This is a genomic window from Peptostreptococcus faecalis (assembly GCF_900240845.1).
GTDB lineage: Bacteria > Bacillota > Clostridia > Peptostreptococcales > Peptostreptococcaceae > Peptostreptococcus > Peptostreptococcus faecalis.
Window position 1 is genome coordinate 903,440 of record NZ_OERU01000001.1, and the last position, 19,567, is coordinate 923,006.

Below are 19,567 nucleotides of genomic sequence, written 5' to 3' on the forward strand. Positions count from 1 at the left end.
CTAGGGAAATTAATCTCCAGGTTTTTTAAACTTTATTATATATCGCTAAATCGCTTAAATTCATCAAGCGTAAATGTCCACTGAGGAGTCTTTAACTCTCCATATTTTTTTACTTCTTCTATACTGTACCAAGGACTTATTTTTTTATTGTTTTTATTAATTAGAATCTGTGGCTGTTGAGCTGGCATATACGATTGGGCTAACATAAATACTTTCTGCCCACTATTATCAACTGCCATATCAACAACCATAATAGCATGCCCCACTCTTTTTGTTCCTGGTGTTCCGCCCCTGACAAACATATCTCCTATCTGCATTTGATCCACATTTATCTTGTGAGTATCCTTTTCTAAAGAAAGTGTCCCAGAGTAAGCGTATACTAAATTCATAAATTTTTTATATGTTTCCTCTGAAGTAGATGGATTCGTGCTCATATAATATTCACCAGTATCGGGATTTACCCTATATCCTTCGGCATACTTACTAAAGTCTGCAATTCCATTTGATACAAAATGAAATTTTATTTTTGAATACTGACCTGTAGAATATAGGTAATCTCCTCTAAATTTAAAGCACATGTCGGCACAATGAAGCAAATCCCTATTTTCCAAATCAACGTCAAACACTGAATCATAAACGCCTTCACTATCTTTTTCTTTGCCATTATAATATAGAGATTTCTCACCATAATTTTTAAGCTTTTCATGTCTGATATATTCTGCAAAACTATCCTTTTCCGCATCCACTCGCTTATAACCATGCGGAACTTCATATCTATCCACTAGATCGCTGGCATTTTTATTTATTTTTATCAAGTCTTCCGCATTTTTATTTTCTTTTTTATCACTGCTACATCCATATAAAGAAATGGAAATAACTCCTACAAGTATAAAAACACTTATTTTTTTTAATGATTTCATTTTTTTCTCCTATTTTCTACCCAACAAGATAGAATAATACTATATACACATAAGGAGATACTAATAAAACACTATCAAATCTATCTAGAATTCCTCCATGACCTGGAATCAACTTTCCATAGTCTTTCACTCCCGCATATCTTTTTACTGAAGATGCTATTAAATCACCCATTTGCGCAATAATACTTCCAATAAAAGCTATAATTAAAGTTACACCAATATTTAAATTAAATATAATTCCAAATATCACGCTAAATGCTATGCTACCTAAAATGCCACCAATACTACCTTCTATAGTTTTTTTTGGGCTAACTTTGGGTATCAATTTATGTTTTCCAAATTTAATACCAACTAAATATGCAAAAATATCTGTTCCAAAAGATATAATAAATATAAGCCATACATAGATAGCTCCATTTGATATATTATTACAAGTCCAAATTATAAAATTAAAACAAAAACACACATATAGTATCCCTGAAAAAGTAATGCATAAATCCAGCACGTCTCTTTTTTGCATTAGTACGTATACAATTGATATTACAAATATAAAGAAAAGCACAAAAGAGTATTCTTGTATATTCCAACCTATAACATTACCAGCTAACATTATTATTGAGAAAATATAACCTAGTTCTTTTATTGGATAACGCTTTATATTTTCAAAAACCGAATAAAATTCATGTAATGCAATTATCATTAGAATAGCTCCACCAATATAAAGAGGAATTCCCCTAACAACAACTAATATCAAAAGGGGTAACATAGTTAAAGCTGAAATTAATCTTTGTTTCATATATTGTTCCTCCTTTTTACTTCACTCCGCCAAAACGCCTATCTCTTTGTTGATAATCAAATATAGCCTTTTGTAATTCTTTTTCATCAAAATCTGGCCAATGTACATCAGTATAATAAAATTCTGAATAAGCGACTTCCCATAATAAAAAATTACTCAATCTCTGTTCACCACTAGTTCTGATAACTAGATCTGGATCTACAATATCTTTAGTACTTAGTGTTTTAGATATCAAAATTTCATCTATATCTTCAACTTCTATATTTCCATCTTTAACTTGATTTGATATATTTTTTACTGCATCAACAATATCTGCTCGTCCACCATAATTTAAAGCTAATGATAAAACCAATCCATCATTATTTTTTGTTTTTTCCTTTGATTCATCTAGTTCATCAATACATACTTTTGGAAGTCCATCTATATCACCAATAGTCCTAATTCTTACATTATTTTCATCAAGTTCTTGCAACTCTTTTTTCAAATAAGAAACTAATAATCCCATAAGTGTGTTTACTTCTTCTTTTGGTCGTTTCCAGTTTTCAGTAGAAAATGCGTATAAAGTTATATATTTTATTCCCAATCTTGAAGCTTCTTTTACAACTTTTCTAATTGTTTCAACTCCGGCCTTGTGACCGAATGTTCTCGGCATAAATCTAGATTTTGCCCATCTTCCATTTCCATCCATTATTATAGCAATATGACTGGGTATTTTTTTTGTATCTATATCATAATATAAGTTTTGCATTTTTTATCATATTGTTTTCTGACTTTTTTTGAAAACAATATACTCCTTTCATCATTTAGATACTATAATTATACCATAAGATCTATTAGTATTGCACGATAACATACAAAAAAGCAAGGCACTTTAACAATTAACTTTGTTAGTGGCCTTGCTTTCAAATTAATTTTTTAAGATAAATAATTTCATAGCAGTATATTTTAAACTTCTAAAATATCTTTTTCTTTTTCTGCTGTCAAAGTGTCTATCAATTTCACATATTTATCTGTGATGTTTTGAACTTCTTCTGTTGCTTTTTTTGCATCATCTTCAGTAAGCTCTGCAGATTTTTCCATCTTTTTTATTTTTTCATTGGCATCTCTTCTTTCGTTTCTTATTCTCACCTTAAATGTTTCAGATGCTTTAGAAACTTTTTTAGCCAATTCTTTTCTTCTCTCCTCTGTTAATGGTGGTACAACAATTCTAATTACAGATCCATCATTAGATGGAGAAATACCTATATCAGATTCAGATATTGCTTTTTCTATATCATGAGCACTTGACTTATCCCAAGGAGTGATAGTTAATATCCTTCCTTCAGAAACTGCTACTGCTGCCATCTGATTTATAGGTGTAGGTGTTCCATAGTAATCTACCCTTATCTTGTCCAGCATAGATGCATTTGCTCTTCCAGCTCTTATAGTTCCGAATTCAAACTTCATAGCTTCTATAGTTTTGTCCATCTGCTCTTCTAATTCAGTATGAATATCAAGTTTCATTTACTACCTCCTGTAAATACCTTTTTATATATTATACTATTATTCTACTATAGTTCCAATGTTTTTTCCATATACAACATTTATTATATTTTCAGTAGATAATTCAAATACTTTTATTGTAATTTTATTATCCATACATAGTGACGTAGCAGTAGAATCCATTACTTTTAATTCTTTGTTTATAACTTCCATATAAGAAAGTCTAGTGAATTTTTTCGCATCACTATGCACTTTTGGATCCTTATCATATACTGCATCTACATTTTTAGCTAGTAATATTACTTCAGCTTCCATTTCTGCAGCTCTTAATGCAGCAGCAGTATCTGTAGAAAAGTATGGATTTCCAGTTCCAGCTCCAAAGATTACTACTCTTCCCTTTTCTAGGTGTCTAACCGCTCTTCTTCTTATATAAGGTTCTGCAATTTGTCTCATTTCAATACCAGTCTGTACTCTTGTTGGAACGCCAATATTTTCTAATGAATCTTGGAGAGCCATAGCATTCATGACAGTGGCTAGCATACCAACGTAATCAGCTGTTGTTCTGTCCATTTCTTGGTTGCTTCTACCTCTCCAAAAATTTCCTCCACCAACTACTACGGCAACTTCAACACCCACATCATTAAGTTCTTTTATTCCTAATGATATATCATTTACTATATCGTTATTTATTCCAAATCCAGCTTCACCTGAAAGTGCTTCTCCGCTTATTTTAAGTAACACTCTTTTATATATAGGTTTGTCCATTAGCTACTCTCCTTTTTACAATTATTATTTTAATTTTTTATATTAGAAATTAAAATACATAAAATATATTGTTATATAAATAGATTATAATATATTTTTTTCTACCTTATTCTAAAAAAGAGAACACTATAGTGTTCTCTTTAAATTTACAAATTACTTAAGTTGCTTTGCAACTTCATCTGCGAAATTTTCTTCTCTCTTTTCTAGACCTTCACCAACTTCAAATCTTACCATTCTAGTAATCTTTATGTCGCTTCCAACTTCTTTCGCTACCTTGGCTACTAATTCTCCAACTGATAGGTCAGAATCTTTAATAAACGCCTGATCAAGAAGAGAAACTTCCTTAAGTTCCTTGTTTAATCTACCTACAACCATCTTTTCAACTATTGCAGCTGGCTTTCCTTCATTTAATGCCTGCTGAGTAAGTATTTCAGTTTCATGTTCTATGTATTCCTGATCTACATCATCTCTAGATATATACTTAGGATTCATTGCAGCAACCTGCATAGCAACATCTTTACCTAATGAAAGTACTCTTTCATCGTTAGAGTCTGTGTCAAGTTCAACTATTACACCTATGTTACCATTACCGTGAACATATCCTGCAACTTTTCCATTTGAAGAAATTTTTTCAAATCTTCTTATGTCTAGTTTTTCACCGATTGTAGCAATTCTATCATTTAAAATATCTTTTAGAGCCTTACCTTCTTTATGCATTGAAGATAAAAGCTCTTCTAGGCTTCCGTGATTTCCGTCTAAAGCCATTTCTGCAACATCAGTTACAAGAACTTGGAAATCCTGGTTCTTTGCAACAAAGTCTGTTTCAGAGTTAACTTCAACTATTGCAGCAACAGAATTGTCCTCGTTAGTTTTAATTGTAACTAAACCTTCAGCAGCTACTCTATCAGCTTTCTTTGCAGCCTTTGAAAGTCCCTTTTCTCTTAATATATCAATCGCTCTCTCCATGTCTCCATCAGCTTCCATAAGAGCCTTCTTGCAGTCCATCATACCAGCGCCTGTTTTTTCTCTTAATTCTTTTACACTTTGTGCAGTTACAGCTGTTGCCATAGTAAATTCCTCCTGTAATAAATATAAATTTGTTTTTATTCATAAAATGGTAAGGGCATTGCCCTTACCACTAGCTTTACATATTTATGTAAATTGATTACATTTCTTCTGTAGTTGCATCAGCTTCAACAGCTTCTTCAACATTTTCTTCAGCCATATCATCTGCGCCCTGTCTAGCTTCAATAATAGCATTAGCCATAGCTCCACTTATTAACTTTATAGCTCTTATTGCATCGTCATTAGCTGGGATTGGGAAATCAACATCATCTGGATCACAGTTAGTATCTACTGTACCAATAACTGGTATTCCTAATCTCTTAGCTTCTTTAATAGCAATAGTTTCTTTCTTTGGATCAACTACATATAATGCACCTGGTAATTCAGGCATATCTTTAATTCCACCTAAGAATTTTTCTAGCTTATCTTTTTCAGCTCTTAGTTTGATTACTTCTTTCTTTGGTAGTGCATCGAAAGTTCCATCTTCTTCTTTAGCTTCTAATTCTCTAAGCTTTGCTATTCTTCCCTTTATAGTCTTATGGTTAGTAAGCATTCCACCTAGCCATCTTTCGTTTACGAAGAACATTCCACATCTCTGTGCTTCATCTCTAATAGCATCCTGAGCTTGCTTCTTTGTTCCTACGAATAAGATTGGCTTTCCTGTTTCTGCTACTTCCTGCATAAACTTATAAGCTTCGTCTATCTTCTTTACTGTTTTCTGAAGGTCTATAATATATATTCCATTTCTTTCTGTGAAAATATACTTAGCCATCTTTGGGTTCCATCTTCTTGTCTGATGTCCGAAATGTACACCAGCTTCAAGTAATTGTTTCATTGAAATTACTGACATTAATTTTTCCTCCTTGGTTTTTACCTCCAGCACAATCTTCTTCCTAAAAAACCTTTCGGCACCTTTTAAGAATCATGTACTGTGTTTGATTTTTTTGTTTTTATTAAATAACCTCTATTAGTTTATCATCCTAGTATAAATATGTCAACAATAATATTAAACTATATTTACTAAATGTTTTTATGCTAAGTACGATATTAACATAGCAACGACAATAATAGCTATAAGAGAAGTTACTGCAATCTTTTTAAAATTTTTCTTTTGCTTTTTTCCTTTATTTCTTTTGACGCTCAATTTACGTGAAGCTTTTTCCTTTTCTAAAGCTTCATCAATTTCTTTTAGAGATATTTTATTAGTTTTATAAAAATCATCGGGATTTACTCTCCCTGTTTTGTCTAATACTGCTTCTAGGTCTGTCTCTTCTTCTTCAATGTCATCTGTATATATTTTCGATGTTTTATACATAAAGTGACTCAAACTTAGAAGAAGCTCATTATAGTCTTTAAAACCTAAATTTTTGTTTCTTTCCAATAATTTTTTTATAATATTAATGAAGTCCTTATTTTGATTATTCAAGTTTTGTTTTGACCAAATAACACCTTTGTCAATTTCTTTCATCAATTGTTTTTCTGTGTGAGCCTCGTGAAAAGGGAATTTTTTGAATACTGCTTCATACAGTATTACACCTAAACAATATAAGTCTGTCTTTATATCAGTGAAATCTATTGATAGCTGTGACGGAGACATATATTTTAGATTTCCAGAGCATCTAATATTAGTCCCTCTATTTGCTTCTGTTATACCAAAATCTGCTATTTTTATAGCATGCTTATCGTCCACTAATATATCATCTGGCTTTAACGAGCCATGGTATTTGCCAATAGATTCATATGCCTGAAGAGCTTTGGTTATTTGAGTAGAAATTCTAACCAACGCATCCATATGTAAATATGCGCCTTTTATTAGAGTTGATAATGATACTCCTCTAAAATCTTCATACACTATATAATACAATAAATTATCTACAGTCCTTTGTACCCCAACGTCTATGATGCTCAGAATATAAGGATTTTTAAGGTCATTTATCAACATACTTTCGTCTATAATATTCGGTATAAAATCAATACTTATATATCTATTATTTTCAATTATTTTAATCTTTACATTTATATTTTTTTCAGAATCATACGCATTGTATAATTTATTTTCTTCTATATAAACTGGTCTATCAGTTATTTCATATCTATTTCCAATAAAAATCACAATTATTCCCCCCTACGAAAGAATGTTATTAATACTAATTCATTTTTGTACTCTAATATCAATTTTATCATAAAAATCAAATACTTTCTATCCTTATTATGTATCATTATTGACTAATCAAGATAAATTTAATATAATCATAATAATGTAATTATTATTTACGATACATGGAGGTGTTAAAATTGGGTGAAAAGAATAAAAAAGCTAATTCTGGCAAAACTATAAATTTTGCAGAAAAGAAAAAAGCTTATATAAACAACAAGCAAACTCAGAACAATACTCAAAAAAATACCTATAATGATAATATTGTAATACAGTACGATATAAATAAAATGAGAGAACAAATAAATCAACAAACCAAAAATAAAAAAGCTTTTGAATCTAAACTTAAAAAAAAGTTTTGGGTCAAGCTTATTTATTTTATACTAGTGGGTTCAATAGTGATATTAATTGCTGCTAAACTTACAAATAATTTCACCTTTAGTAGTACTAGTGATGTTCCTGGAAAGTTTGTTGAGGAAAGTACTGTTTTAGATTCCGATTCTAAACTAAAATACGAGCAGCTAATTGATGAAAAACTAAATGAACTAGTTGCTAATAATGGTCAACTAAGTGTAAGCACTGAAGAAATTCACAAAAATTCAAAAATAATTTATGCGTCTGGATATTTTTCATATCCTGAAGAATCTTCAAAGATAGCTTTTGATTCAATAATTGAATCAGACAAGTTAATATCTCTAGTTGTAAACGGACATGAATTAATAAAAAAATAAACTTATAAGAGCTACCATCTTTTGGTAGCTCTTTTTAATCAATTTATATATGATAGATATGTCGCGTATGTAGATACTACTATGCCTATAATATTTAAAATTTGACATCTTTTCGGCTCTTTTTTAAAAATAATCAAAGATAAGAATGCTAATAAAACTGAAAACAAACCTAAATATAGGCTTTGAATTAGTCCATTACCTGATCTCAAAATAGATAATAATCCTAGTATAAGAATATACACTCCTACAGAATTTCTTATCACATAATTTTTATATCCTCTTCCATTTTTTCCTACCATACAATAAATAGCAAATAATGACATTGCTATTAGAATAATCGTTCCTGATATTGACATTTATAACCCCCAAATTACACTTTATATTATAATATCTAATTTTCCACAATATATAGAATAAATATAATCGCTAAAAATGTCAATTTCTTTTATATTATTAGTTACACCTTGAGCCATATATCTAGATCCTCCACCTTTTAAATCAGAAAGATGTTTATTGATTTTAAAGTCGTTTCCTATATTCAATGAGTTTTCGTCAACAACCACCTTAGAACCCTGTATATTAATGTGTGCAGCACCTTTAGCTCTGTTCTCAAATATTACTATTGAGTCATATCTTTCTGTTATATACTTTGCTAGTTCATCGATATACCACTGCTCTTCATTTAAAAATGTTTTTTTTATGACTAAATTATTTTTAATATTTCTATTACAGTTTTCTACTAGTTCATAAGAATCTGCTTTTAAAGCCTTTCCCAGTGAGTATTTGTATTTATAATAAAATTCATCTTTCTTTATTTCTAAGTTTTCTATAGAGTTCGCAATATTACTTTCTCCTGAATTAAACTTATTTAATACTTTTGAAAATATCACATCTCTAGATAAAATATAATCTACCGCTCTTTTTCCAACTAAAAATTCTAATTTTGTATCTCCTTTAAACTTATAAAATTTTTTTATTTTTATAAGACCTAAATCTTTTGTATTATATAAATGTACTCCACAACATGCAGCTGTGTCTAAATTTCCAATTTTAAGAATTCGTATTGGATTTTCAGACTTGGGAATTGGTCGTCTTGTTGTTATAGAACCGTTATTAGTATCAATTTCAAAATTTTCAATTACTAATTCTTTATTAATGGAATCATTCGAAAATCTTTCCACTTCATTTACCATATCTTCTGTAAACTCACCTTCAATCACTAGTTCAGATGTGTCTTTTCCTATATGTATAGATTTAGTATTTCTTCCAAATAATTTAAAAAATACTCCAGATAGTACGTGTTGACCTGTATGTTGCTGCATTGAATCCTTACGTCTATCCCAATCTAATGATATACAAACTGATTCTCCAATTGAAACAGGACATACTCTTTCATTTATATAATGTACTATTTCTCCGTCACTGCTTTCCTCTACTTTGCAAATTTTATAATCGACATTTTTTAGACTTTTCATAATACCTATATCAGAAATTTGACCCCCACCTCCAGGAAAGAGAACGGTTTCATTGAGGACAATACCCAATTTATCATCTTTTTCGATTATTTTTTCAATTATTACTTCAGCACTCTGTTTATATCTTTCTCTGTAATATAGTTCTTCCATAAATATTTCACCTATTCCACATATTTTTTATATTGTCCATAACCACATTCTTCCATTTTATCATATGGGATGAACTTTAAAGATGCAGAATTTATACAATATCTATTGCCCCCAGTTTCTTCCGGACCGTCATCAAATACGTGTCCAAGATGACTATTTGACTCATGGCTTCTAACTTCAGTTCTATCCATGCCATATACAAAGTCACTTCTATAGATAAGTGCGGTTTCTTTTATTGGCTTTGTAAATGCTGGCCAACCGCACCCAGAATTAAATTTATCAGTCGAACTAAATAATGGTTCTCCACTAACAACATCTACGTATATACCTTTTTCAAAATTATTATAATATTCATTTTCAAAAGGTACTTCAGTCATGTCGTTTTGAGTAACTTCAAATTGTATAGAAGAAAGCTTTTCTTTTACTTCTTCCCTATTTACATTTTGTCTATCCCAATGTGATTTAATAAATCCATATCTGCCTGAATTTTTATAATACACATTATAGTGGTCTCTCATTTTTTTGTAGTAGTTCTGATGATTCTCTTCTGCTGGATAAAATATCCCCGCATCAAGTATCTGTGTTGCTATTTCTTTTCCTTGGAATTTTTCTTTTTCAATTTTTCTTTTAGATTCTAATGCCTGTACCTTTTGCTGTTCATCATGACAAAATATAGCTGTTCTATACTGTTCGCCTCTATCAGCAAATTGACCATATGCATCAGTTGGATCAATTTGTTTCCAATAAATATCTAATAATTCCTCATAAGTTATTTCATTTTCATCATATTCAATTTGAATTGCTTCGTAATGACCAGTATTTCCTGTACAGACCTCTTTATAAGTTGGATTTTCTGTCTGTCCTCCTGTGTAGCCACTGACCACATTTTTCACGCCACTATACGCTGTGTATGGTTTTACCATGCACCAAAAACATCCACCTGCAAAAGTCGCTAATTTATTCATTAATATCAATCCTTCCCTATATATTTATTTCTATTATTCGCATAATCATTCCTATTGTTAGTATATTCCCTCAAATTACTCAGTGTAAACTTAAATGCTATTTTTTTATTACTACTGTATATTTTACTAATATTATGGTACTATATCAAATAAATAATTGTGTTATTTTTAATTTAGCAAATATGACTGGAGGCTGTAAATTTGATTGATAGTAAATATATAAAAATTCTTAAAAGTGTTAATATTTTTAAAGATTTTTCTGAAGAATCTTTATCTAGTTTTTTGGAGCACTCCGGTGCGACTACTCAGTTAATTAAAAAAAAGCAGACAATTTTTATGGAGGGAGATATTTATAATAATATTTGTATTATTTTAGACGGAGAAGTCATTTTATCAAAATATGATGAATCTGGTAATAGAAATATTATTGATATTTTGCAGAAAGGTAAAATTTTTGCTGAAGTTTTTTCTTTGACAGAAAATAAAATTAGCCCCGTTACAGCTACTGTGACATGCGATACAAGAATCCTAACAATTGATACAAAAAACCTGCTTTCTATTGGAAAAAATTCTGATATTGAAATACTTCAAGAAAAATACAACTTGATTTCTAGAATGCTTAGTATTTTTGCAGAAAAAAATATGATACTACTGTCTAAAATCAACTTACTCTCAAAAAGAAATACACGTGATAAAATAATACATTTTTTAAAAACATTCGCCTTAAAAACAGATTCAAAAGTATTTAAAATTCCATTTTCAAGAAATGAAATGGCTGATTTTCTAGGAGTAGATAGAAGCTCGTTATCTAGAGAACTCGGCAATTTAAAAGAAGAACATATTATAGACTTCAATAAGAATATGTTTACACTGTTGAGTGATGACTATTTTAGTGATAATTTTTAATTGTATTATTTATAGAAAAATAGCTGGTAATAAATACCAGCTATTTTTTTATTTTTGTTTCTATTTCTTAATATTAAGTCAAATTATATAACTGCTTACTTACTCCACCACGTCCTCATACTGAGAATTATATAATTTTTTGTAAGCACCATCTTTTTTTATTAATTCATCGTGTGAACCTTGTTCTACTATGTCTCCATCTTCTAAGACTAAAATCAAATCCGCATTTCTAATAGTTGATAGTCTATGAGCTATTATAAAGCTAGTCCTATTTTCTATCAGCCTGTCCATAGCATTTTGTATCAACTCTTCAGTACGAGTATCAACTGAGCTAGTTGCTTCATCTAAAATTAAAATTTTAGGATTTGATAATATCGCTCTTGCTATTGTTAGAAGCTGCTTTTGACCTTGAGATATGTTTTTAGTATCTTCTGTTAATATAGTTTCATATCCATCCTTTTGAGTAAGTATAAATCTATCTGCACTAGCCATTCTTGCAGCTTGATAAACTTCTTCATCGGTAGCGTCTAACTTACCATATCTTAAATTTTCCATTATTGTGCCACTAAACAACCATGTATCCTGCAATACCATTGCAAATCTTTTTCTATACTCTGTGACTTCAAGAGTTTGTATATCTCTACCGTCTAAATATATCGTTCCATCAGTTGTATCATAAAATCTCATCAGCAATTTTACCAAAGTAGTTTTACCAGCTCCTGTAGGTCCTACAATTGCAATTTTTTGACCTGGCTTAACATCTAAATTAAAATCGTTTATTATTATTTTATCTTTTTCATATCCAAATTTAACATTTTTAAATTCTATATGCCCTTTAAAATCTTCGTCTGATATTAATCCATTCTGAGTATTATCAATTTCAGGTTCATCTAAAAATTCAAACACTCTTCCTGCAGCAGCAACAGTAGATTGAAATAATGCTATCATCTGGGCAATCTGATTTAGAGGCTGAGTAAAAGATCTCATATACTGTATAAATGCTTGAATATCACCCACTGTTATTTTTCCAAGTATAGCCATATATCCACCCAAAATAGTAACTATTACATATCCAAGGTTTCCGACAAACATCATTATTGGCATCATTACACTTGATAAAAATTGTGATTTCCACCCTGATTGATATAATTCGTTATTTATTGATTTAAACTCAAGTTCTTCAAATTTTTCACCGTTATAAGCTTTTATAACATTTTGTCCAGAAAAACTTTCTTCAACTTTTCCATTCACTTTACCAAGATAGTCTTGTTGCATTCTAAAATAATGCTGCGATTTTTTTATAATTATAGATAGTAAAACTACGGTAATTGGTAAAATAACAATTGCAGACAATGTCATAGTAAAGTTTATTGATAACATCATTATAAAAACTCCGACTACTCTAACTACAGAAACTACCATACTCATCAAGTTCTGATTTAACGTCTGACCTAGAGTATCAACATCATTTGTAACTCTAGAAATAATATCTCCTTTGCTATTTTTATCAAAACATGATATAGGCAAATTATTAAGTTTTTCCGCAATATCTTTTCTCAAGTTGTATGATACTCTCTGAGCAATGCCAGTCATTATATACGACTGTATAAATGAGAAAATTGAACTAATAGTGTATAGCAATAAAAGAATCAACACAAGCTTGAGTATATACGAAAAATCTATACCTTCTTGTGCATTTCCTATTTTTCTTATTACACCATTAAATATTTCTGTTGTTGCTTTTCCCATAATCTTAGGTCCAACAATTAAAAAAATAGTTGATGCTATAGAGAAAATAACTACTATCAAAAGATTTAGGTAGTCTTTTTTCATATACCTGAGTATTCTCATCATCGTACTGATAAATATCTTATTGGAAGAATCTACTCTTTTATTTTTTGATTTCATTAGCTAGTTCCTCCTCTGTCAACTGCGATTTTGCAATTTCATAATACGTATCACATGTTTTTATTAAATCCTTGTGTCTCCCCTTACCAACTATTTTACCATCATCTAACACGATAATTTGATCCGCATCCATAATAGTATTTATCCTCTGAGCAACAATAATTAAGGATTTATCTAGTAATTTTTTTTTCATTTCTGATCGTAATTTTCTATCTGTCTTTGAGTCAAGAGCAGAAAAACTATCGTCAAAAATTATTATTTCTGCATTTCTTGATAATGCTCTAGCTATTGATACTCTTTGCTTTTGTCCTCCAGAGAGATTCGCACCCCCTTGTTCAACAGTGCTGTCAAATTTGTCTTTTTGACTTTCTATAAAGTCAGAAAGTTGTGAAATATCAGCCGCGTTTTTCATTCTATTAATATTAGGAATACTCTTGCCGTATTCTATATTAGAAGCTATAGTTCCGGAGAAAATAACTGCGTTTTGAGTAACTAAAGATATTTTTTCCCTAAGTATTTTCATTGGAATTTCTCTGATATCTACGTTATCTAATAATATGCTTCCGCTGCTAATTTCCAAAAATCTTGGTATCAAATTTACTATTGTACTTTTTCCAGATCCGGTAGATCCTATTATTGCTAAAGTTTCACCCTTTTTTAAACTGAAGTTAATATCTTCTATCACATTATTTTGAGCTCCATCATATCTAAAATATACATTTTTAAAAACAAGTGAACCTTCTTCCTCAAATTTAGAAACACTACCCTCGTCCTTAATCGATATATCACTTTTGATTACTTCCCCTATTCTATTTGCACTTACTACTGCTCTTGGAAGTAAAATTGATATCATCGAAATAAATAAAAATGACATTATTATCTGCATAGAATATTGCATAAGAGCCATCATATCTCCAACTTGAAGACTTCCAGCTTCTATATATTTCGCTCCTACCCATATAATTAATAGCATTGCACCATTCATTATGAATATCATTGTGGGTTCTAATGCAGACATTACTCTTCCTATAAATAAGTTAATAGAGGTTAGCTCATCATTTACTTTATCAAATCTTTTTTCTTCGTAAGCACTTGTTCCAAACACTCTGTTTACTTCTATTCCAGATATAAACTCCCTCGTAACTAAGTTTAGTTTATCAACAACAGTCTGAATAATTTTAAACTTCGGAAGTGCTTTCATCATGATTACTGCAATTGACATAATTGTCATAATTACTGCAAGAGCTATAATCCACACAGTAGATATATCTAGCTCTAAAACTTTTACAAACGCGCCTATTGCCATAATTGGTCCATAAAATAAAAACTTTAGAACTAGAACTGATGATTGTTGCACTTGCTGTATATCATTTGTCGTTCTAGATATAAGCGATGCAATAGAAAATTTATCCATTTCTAAATTTGAAAACTTTAGAACTTTCTTATATGAATCAACTCTTGCATCTTTAGATACCCTTGCTGATATAATAGCAGCAATAAAATTTACAAATACTGAAAATAAAACTGCAATTAAGGATATAGCAAGCATTTTAAATCCTGTTTTCCATAGATATCCCTTTTGCATGCTAGATACATCTATTCCATTCTTTTTATAGATGCTTTCCACCATTTTAATTCCTATTTGTTTTTTAATAAAATCAGGAGAATTTTCACTGACATTTAATTTTAAGAACTCTTCACTACCGGCTATTTTAGGATTTTTGCTGATATAGCTAGCTAACCTCACGAAGGAATCCATCATGTATCTCTCTAACTCAACTCTATTAGCATCTTCTTTCAATAAGTAATAGTTTTCTTTATAATTATTCTTTTGTACAAGTTCTGAATTACGGTTATTTTTTTGAATTTCTATATTCTTTTTATCGTTTGAGCTTGGAGACCAAAGCTCATATGATTGAGCTATTTTAGTTTTATATTCAGTTTTCGATAAGGACAATAGTGTAGCATACGTATTTTCATCTACAATCGAAGGAACTGAATCTTCTATTCCACCTTGCTGTATACCAATATTTACTATATTTGAAGTATATTCTGGTAATAAAAGTTCAAACTTAACCTGAAGACACAGCGCAATCACCAGTGCAAGTACAGCCGGAATATGTTTTTTAAAATAAGAAAGTATAACTCTCATAAATGCTCCTTTCTAAAAAATATTTATACTTATTATATCACTATTATTTTTATTTATCTATCAGTATACTTAAATAGTCTTTAAATAAAAAAGATTAGCAAATATCGTATTAAAATTAAATAATTAAATAAAATAAGGGACTCAATTAATAATTGAATCCCTTATTTTTAATAGATAATCTTATTTATTATTTGTTATTTATAACCAAAATATCTTTATACTTTTCAGTTAAATCTGTCAACTTTGAAACAAAAGCTTCGTTTTGTTTCTTGTATATTAGTGAATTTTCAACTTCACTTTTTACTTCTTCATATTCAGCTTGCTTAGATTCTGAATGATCTTCTACTGTAATTATATGGTAACCAAACTGAGTCTTAACAGGTGAAGATATTTTTCCTACTGCTAAATCGAATGCAGCATCTTCAAATTCTGGAACCATTTGTCCTCTTCCAAATGTTCCTAAATCTCCTCCACTCATGTTTGAAGGACAGCTTGAATATTTAACTGCAGCATCTTCAAAAGATATTTCCTTCTTATTAAGCATTTTTTCAATATCGTTTGCTAATTCTTCATTATCAACTAATATGTGCTTTGCTGTTACAGTTTCAGGATTTATAAACTGATCCTTATTTTCTTCATAGAACTTAATTTTTTCATCTTCATCAACTTTTACGCTTGAAAGGCATGCATTTATTGCATACTGCTTTAGCATGTTTTCCTTTATTAGTTCCATTTCTTTTACGAAATTTTCATCTTCGTCCATCTTAGAGTCTAAAGCATCTAAATAAAATAGTTCTTGGTTTATTAAATCCGCTAATATTCTCTTTCTTCCTTCTTCATTGTCAAACTGTGCTCTTTGACGCTGATCTAGTCCATTAATTGCAGATTCTAAATCCGCACTTGTTATTTCTTTGTCTCCAACTTTTGCTAAAAAGCTTAATTCTGTCATATTATTCCTCCATTGTTAAACATTTATGTACAAACCTAATGATATCATTTTTAGTATGAGTTGTCTAGAATCAATAAAAATATGTAAGTATCAATAACAAAATACCAGCGAGTAAACCTACTACTCCAATATCATTGAGATCTTCTTTAATTAGTTTCCATGATACTACCATCAATAATAGACACATTCCTATTTTTAAGTAAAGTAATGGAGTATTTATAGGAAATATCATAAAACTTAAAAGAGATACAAGATATGTAATCGAAGTACATAATGCAAATAAAAAATATCTCTTAGAGGTCTGCTTTTTAATTATATAGCTTCCCACTAGAAGAATAATAAATACGCCATCAATAGCTAAATAAATTGAAAATAGTGTGTTATTATAATTTTCAATTGTAATTACTATCCATTTGTACCAATATATAGGCCAGAATAATAAGCTAATAATTCTAAAGTAAATTTCCATAAAAGAAAGTTTATTTATTGATTTAATATTTTTTTTCAAATGTTTAACCCCCCTTTTTTAGATTGTCATATTCAATTAGCACTTTAATTTATTTTCTTCAATCTATTTCATTTTACTATAATGTATGTTAAAATGATATGGTATTTTGTATATTTTAATAGAAAGGGAGGTTTAGAGATGGGAATTAGAGATAAATTTGCAGATCAGTTTGCTAGACAGAAAACTATGACTGGTCCAGAAAAAAAAGCTAATGATATAATCGGAAAGATCATGATGCAAAAAGCTGCTGTTCCACTTGTTGCAATGCTTTTGGTTATAATAATAGGAATCATTGTAAAAATACCATGGTGGGCTGTCCTTTTAATAAATATTTTAGTAGCCGTTGGAACTTATTTTTATTTGAAAAAGGAAGGTAAAAAGTATCAAAATTTCGTACCATATGTTGGAAATTTGATAAGCCTTGAAAAAAAGGATAAAAACCACTACATTGCGTTAATCAAACAAGGAAAGAAACCTGTGAAACTTGAAATCAAGCATGGAGGCGAAGATCTTGTTAAGATTAAGAAAAACGCTATGGTACAGATAACTTACAATCCAGATGCTAAAATAGCTATTTTAGTAACTAAGAATAACATGAAATAATAATACTTTATAATATGCTTTTAAAAACATATTTATAGGCATAAAGAAAGAAGGGTAAATGAAAATTTAGCCTTCTTTCTTTATCTCAGTATTTCTTTAATAATTTATTTTATTTTTTTAAAACCTGCCTCTGGAAAATCTCCAGCATTTTTCATGCATTCATATGCATATGAAATAACATCTCTTCTTTTTACAATTCCAATAAATGAATTTGCATCGTCAACAACTGGAACAAAATTTTGACCTATCAATATAGACATTAAGTCTTCAGCATTATAGTTTACTTTAGCAGTTTCATTAGTGACTCTTCTAGGAACATCCATTATATTTATCTTATTTAACATTTCTTCTTCAAAACTTCCTTTTGAATAAAGATACCAAAGCAGATCCCCTTCTTTAATCGTACCCAAATAATTACCATCTTCATTTATGATAGGAACTGCAGAGTATTTATGTTTTTTTAAAATCTCTAGCACATCCTTCATACTATCCGTATCATATACGCTTACAACTTCCGCTTTAGGCGTAATAAAAAACATTATGTTCATTTTTTTCTCCTTTATTATCTTTGTAAAATAGATTATTAATGTACACAACTATCTCTTTTTAGTATAGCATATTATTATAAGTATTTCATTAAATCTTTAACATTGCTAATTTCTTAAATCCTTTTCTTTTTTTAAGCACAAAAAGAAAAGGAATCAACATATGTTGATTCCTTGCTCTGTAATCTTAATAAAAATTTATTATTTAATACTTTAAATTCTAAAATTATATTCTTGTTACATTAGCAGCCTGAGGACCCTTTGAACCATCTACAATTTCAAATTCTACCTTCTGACCTTCTTCTAATGACTTGTATCCATCTGTCTGAATTGCTGAAAAATGAACAAAAATATCATTTTCGCCTTCTACTGAAATAAATCCAAATCCTTTTTCATTGTTAAACCACTTTACTACTCCGACTTTCATAAAAATCCTCCCTAAACTATGAACTACTAATTTTAGTGCAATTCACTTCTTCTTTAATATATCATAATCACATCTATTAGTCAAGAAAAATATTAAACATTTTAAAAAATCAGTCTTTTTTATTAAGGAATTTTGAAAATTGTTAAATATATAATATTATGTTATCATTATGTTATATATTTAGTATAGATAATTGGAGGATTATATGCAAAAAAAAATAGCTTGTATAAATGATATCTCGGGGATAGGAAAATGTTCTTTAACAGTGGCTCTACCTATAATATCAGCATTGAAGTGTCAATGTTGTCCACTACCTACATCTGTATTGTCAAGCCAAACAGGATACCCAAAATATACTTTTACTGATCTAACTGATGGCATTGATGAATATATCAACACTTGGTCAGAGCTTGGACAAACTTTCGATACAATTTATAGTGGATTTCTGAGTTCTTCAAAGCAAATAAATTTAGTTCATAGCCTTATAAATAAAAATAAATCAGCGTTTGTTGTAGTAGATCCAGTATTGGCTGATCATGGAATTCTTTTCCCAATATTTACTGAAAATGATATAATTGATAGAATAAAATTAATTTCAAAAGCAGATCTTATTACACCAAATTTAACTGAAGCCAACCTGCTAACCGGCAGACAACCAAATAAATTAAATTATACCGACTCTGAATTATTGAGTTTATGCAAAGATTTGACAGACTTAGGACCTAATTCTATTATTGTAACTGGATTTGAAAGCAATTCTAAAATATATAATATATGTTATCAAAAGGGTGATAAAAGTATATCTAAAATAGGAATAGACTACAACAAAGTAAGTTTTAGTGGAACAGGTGATATTTTTACATCTATAGTCACTGCAATGATGACTAGAGGCTTTGATATTGAAAAAAGTGTTACAACTGCTACTAGTTTTATTTATGATGCTGTAGCGTACACAGTTGATCAAGGTGACTATGATAGAAATGATGGAATTATTTTTGAATACTTTTTAGATCGATTGACAAAATTATAAAGGTTTTTAAAGAAAATTAATAGAGACCTTACCAT

General features: G+C 29.6%; 21 protein-coding genes. 4 read left to right on the forward strand and 17 right to left on the reverse strand.

What is annotated here, in order from left to right; translation table 11 throughout:
* Positions 1 to 35: 35 nt before the first annotated feature.
* From C0982_RS04165 to C0982_RS04200, 8 genes are all read right to left on the reverse strand, one after another.
* Positions 36 to 920 (reverse strand): DUF4846 domain-containing protein, encoded by an 885-nt coding sequence (locus C0982_RS04165; protein WP_101772959.1) that lies wholly within the window; start codon positions 918 to 920, stop codon positions 36 to 38.
* Positions 921 to 936: 16 nt separating this feature from the next.
* The gene (locus C0982_RS04170) at positions 937 to 1,716 is read right to left on the reverse strand and encodes a phosphatidate cytidylyltransferase (RefSeq protein WP_101772960.1); all 780 of its coding nucleotides are present in this window, start codon (positions 1,714 to 1,716) and stop codon (positions 937 to 939) included.
* Positions 1,717 to 1,732: 16 nt separating this feature from the next.
* Complete coding sequence (locus tag C0982_RS04175) at positions 1,733 to 2,464, reverse strand: isoprenyl transferase (protein WP_101772961.1); 732 nt, start codon at positions 2,462 to 2,464, stop codon at positions 1,733 to 1,735.
* A gap of 197 nt (positions 2,465 to 2,661) precedes the next feature.
* A complete protein-coding gene (frr, locus tag C0982_RS04180) occupies positions 2,662 to 3,219 on the reverse strand; it encodes a ribosome recycling factor (protein ID WP_101772962.1) in 558 nt (185 codons plus the stop codon).
* A 39-nt stretch (positions 3,220 to 3,258) separates the two neighbouring features.
* A complete protein-coding gene (pyrH, locus tag C0982_RS04185; RefSeq protein WP_101772963.1) occupies positions 3,259 to 3,963 on the reverse strand; it encodes a UMP kinase in 705 nt (234 codons plus the stop codon).
* A 153-nt stretch (positions 3,964 to 4,116) separates the two neighbouring features.
* On the reverse strand, positions 4,117 to 5,031 hold the full coding sequence (tsf, locus tag C0982_RS04190) for a translation elongation factor Ts (RefSeq protein ID WP_101772964.1): 915 nt from the start codon (positions 5,029 to 5,031) through the stop codon (positions 4,117 to 4,119).
* 97 nt (positions 5,032 to 5,128) lie between these two features.
* Positions 5,129 to 5,878 carry a 30S ribosomal protein S2 gene (gene rpsB / locus C0982_RS04195; protein WP_101772965.1) on the reverse strand — a complete coding sequence of 250 codons (750 nt, stop codon included), beginning with the start codon at positions 5,876 to 5,878 and terminating at the stop codon, positions 5,129 to 5,131.
* Between the two features lie 180 nt (positions 5,879 to 6,058).
* On the reverse strand, positions 6,059 to 7,141 hold the full coding sequence (locus C0982_RS04200) for a protein kinase domain-containing protein (RefSeq protein ID WP_101772966.1): 1,083 nt from the start codon (positions 7,139 to 7,141) through the stop codon (positions 6,059 to 6,061).
* Positions 7,142 to 7,323: 182 nt separating this feature from the next.
* Between C0982_RS04200 and C0982_RS04205 the strand changes: the two genes are divergently transcribed.
* Positions 7,324 to 7,914, forward strand: coding sequence for a hypothetical protein (locus C0982_RS04205; protein WP_101772967.1), 591 nt, complete (start codon positions 7,324 to 7,326; stop codon positions 7,912 to 7,914).
* A 38-nt stretch (positions 7,915 to 7,952) separates the two neighbouring features.
* On the opposite strand, the gene C0982_RS04210 is transcribed toward C0982_RS04205, so the two are convergent.
* Genes C0982_RS04210 through msrB form a run of 3 tightly spaced genes read right to left on the reverse strand, consistent with a single transcriptional unit; the run spans position 7,953 to position 10,504 of the window.
* Entirely contained in the window at positions 7,953 to 8,270 is a 318-nt protein-coding gene (locus C0982_RS04210; protein ID WP_101772968.1) for a hypothetical protein, read from the reverse strand.
* A 21-nt stretch (positions 8,271 to 8,291) separates the two neighbouring features.
* On the reverse strand, positions 8,292 to 9,539 hold the full coding sequence (locus C0982_RS04215) for an alanine--tRNA ligase-related protein (protein WP_101772969.1): 1,248 nt from the start codon (positions 9,537 to 9,539) through the stop codon (positions 8,292 to 8,294).
* 11 nt (positions 9,540 to 9,550) lie between these two features.
* Positions 9,551 to 10,504, reverse strand: a complete 954-nt coding sequence (msrB, locus tag C0982_RS04220; protein ID WP_101772970.1) for a peptide-methionine (R)-S-oxide reductase MsrB — start codon at positions 10,502 to 10,504, stop codon at positions 9,551 to 9,553.
* A gap of 201 nt (positions 10,505 to 10,705) precedes the next feature.
* On the opposite strand from msrB, the gene C0982_RS04225 reads away from it, so the two are divergent.
* A complete protein-coding gene (locus C0982_RS04225) occupies positions 10,706 to 11,410 on the forward strand; it encodes a Crp/Fnr family transcriptional regulator (protein WP_242961490.1) in 705 nt (234 codons plus the stop codon).
* Positions 11,411 to 11,509: 99 nt separating this feature from the next.
* Here the strand turns inward: C0982_RS04225 and C0982_RS04230 are convergent, their stop codons facing one another.
* The 4 genes from C0982_RS04230 to C0982_RS04245 all read right to left on the reverse strand — a co-directional run bounded on the left by C0982_RS04230 (position 11,510) and on the right by C0982_RS04245 (position 16,927).
* Positions 11,510 to 13,318 (reverse strand): ABC transporter ATP-binding protein, encoded by a 1,809-nt coding sequence (locus tag C0982_RS04230; RefSeq protein WP_101772971.1) that lies wholly within the window; start codon positions 13,316 to 13,318, stop codon positions 11,510 to 11,512.
* Complete coding sequence (locus C0982_RS04235; protein WP_101772972.1) at positions 13,302 to 15,470, reverse strand: ABC transporter ATP-binding protein; 2,169 nt, start codon at positions 15,468 to 15,470, stop codon at positions 13,302 to 13,304. Before C0982_RS04235 ends, C0982_RS04230 begins: the two co-directional genes overlap by 17 nt.
* A 187-nt stretch (positions 15,471 to 15,657) precedes the next feature.
* A complete protein-coding gene (locus tag C0982_RS04240; protein WP_101772973.1) occupies positions 15,658 to 16,419 on the reverse strand; it encodes a peptidylprolyl isomerase in 762 nt (253 codons plus the stop codon).
* 70 nt (positions 16,420 to 16,489) lie between these two features.
* Complete coding sequence (locus C0982_RS04245) at positions 16,490 to 16,927, reverse strand: hypothetical protein (RefSeq protein WP_242961491.1); 438 nt, start codon at positions 16,925 to 16,927, stop codon at positions 16,490 to 16,492.
* Between the two features lie 138 nt (positions 16,928 to 17,065).
* Here C0982_RS04245 and C0982_RS04250 point away from each other — a divergent pair, with 138 nt between their 5' ends.
* The gene (locus C0982_RS04250; protein WP_101772974.1) at positions 17,066 to 17,530 is read left to right on the forward strand and encodes a hypothetical protein; all 465 of its coding nucleotides are present in this window, start codon (positions 17,066 to 17,068) and stop codon (positions 17,528 to 17,530) included.
* Between the two features lie 104 nt (positions 17,531 to 17,634).
* Here the strand turns inward: C0982_RS04250 and C0982_RS04255 are convergent, their stop codons facing one another.
* Entirely contained in the window at positions 17,635 to 18,078 is a 444-nt protein-coding gene (locus C0982_RS04255; protein WP_101772975.1) for a CBS domain-containing protein, read from the reverse strand.
* 223 nt (positions 18,079 to 18,301) lie between these two features.
* Entirely contained in the window at positions 18,302 to 18,502 is a 201-nt protein-coding gene (locus C0982_RS04260) for a cold-shock protein (protein WP_101772976.1), read from the reverse strand.
* A 205-nt stretch (positions 18,503 to 18,707) separates the two neighbouring features.
* Between C0982_RS04260 and C0982_RS04265 the strand changes: the two genes are divergently transcribed.
* On the forward strand, positions 18,708 to 19,532 hold the full coding sequence (locus tag C0982_RS04265; RefSeq protein ID WP_101772977.1) for a pyridoxamine kinase: 825 nt from the start codon (positions 18,708 to 18,710) through the stop codon (positions 19,530 to 19,532).
* The last annotated feature ends 35 nt before the right edge of the window (positions 19,533 to 19,567 follow it).

What these genes read in the sequence shown, in the direction of transcription:
- C0982_RS04165 (WP_101772959.1), bottom strand. Translation starts at nt 920, where the DNA reads ATGAAATCATTAAAAAAAATAAGTGTTTTTATACTTGTAGGAGTTATT.
- C0982_RS04255 (WP_101772975.1), bottom strand. Translation starts at nt 18,078, where the DNA reads ATGAACATAATGTTTTTTATTACGCCTAAAGCGGAAGTTGTAAGCGTA.
- C0982_RS04235 (WP_101772972.1), bottom strand. Translation starts at nt 15,470, where the DNA reads ATGAGAGTTATACTTTCTTATTTTAAAAAACATATTCCGGCTGTACTT.
- frr (WP_101772962.1), bottom strand. Translation starts at nt 3,219, where the DNA reads ATGAAACTTGATATTCATACTGAATTAGAAGAGCAGATGGACAAAACT.
- C0982_RS04215 (WP_101772969.1), bottom strand. Translation starts at nt 9,539, where the DNA reads ATGGAAGAACTATATTACAGAGAAAGATATAAACAGAGTGCTGAAGTA.
- C0982_RS04230 (WP_101772971.1), bottom strand. Translation starts at nt 13,318, where the DNA reads ATGAAATCAAAAAATAAAAGAGTAGATTCTTCCAATAAGATATTTATC.
- pyrH (WP_101772963.1), bottom strand. Translation starts at nt 3,963, where the DNA reads ATGGACAAACCTATATATAAAAGAGTGTTACTTAAAATAAGCGGAGAA.
- tsf (WP_101772964.1), bottom strand. Translation starts at nt 5,031, where the DNA reads ATGGCAACAGCTGTAACTGCACAAAGTGTAAAAGAATTAAGAGAAAAA.
- C0982_RS04175 (WP_101772961.1), bottom strand. Translation starts at nt 2,464, where the DNA reads ATGCAAAACTTATATTATGATATAGATACAAAAAAAATACCCAGTCAT.
- msrB (WP_101772970.1), bottom strand. Translation starts at nt 10,504, where the DNA reads ATGAATAAATTAGCGACTTTTGCAGGTGGATGTTTTTGGTGCATGGTA.
- C0982_RS04260 (WP_101772976.1), bottom strand. Translation starts at nt 18,502, where the DNA reads ATGAAAGTCGGAGTAGTAAAGTGGTTTAACAATGAAAAAGGATTTGGA.
- C0982_RS04210 (WP_101772968.1), bottom strand. Translation starts at nt 8,270, where the DNA reads ATGTCAATATCAGGAACGATTATTCTAATAGCAATGTCATTATTTGCT.
- rpsB (WP_101772965.1), bottom strand. Translation starts at nt 5,878, where the DNA reads ATGTCAGTAATTTCAATGAAACAATTACTTGAAGCTGGTGTACATTTC.
- C0982_RS04240 (WP_101772973.1), bottom strand. Translation starts at nt 16,419, where the DNA reads ATGACAGAATTAAGCTTTTTAGCAAAAGTTGGAGACAAAGAAATAACA.
- C0982_RS04170 (WP_101772960.1), bottom strand. Translation starts at nt 1,716, where the DNA reads ATGAAACAAAGATTAATTTCAGCTTTAACTATGTTACCCCTTTTGATA.
- C0982_RS04265 (WP_101772977.1), top strand. Translation starts at nt 18,708, where the DNA reads ATGCAAAAAAAAATAGCTTGTATAAATGATATCTCGGGGATAGGAAAA.
- C0982_RS04250 (WP_101772974.1), top strand. Translation starts at nt 17,066, where the DNA reads ATGGGAATTAGAGATAAATTTGCAGATCAGTTTGCTAGACAGAAAACT.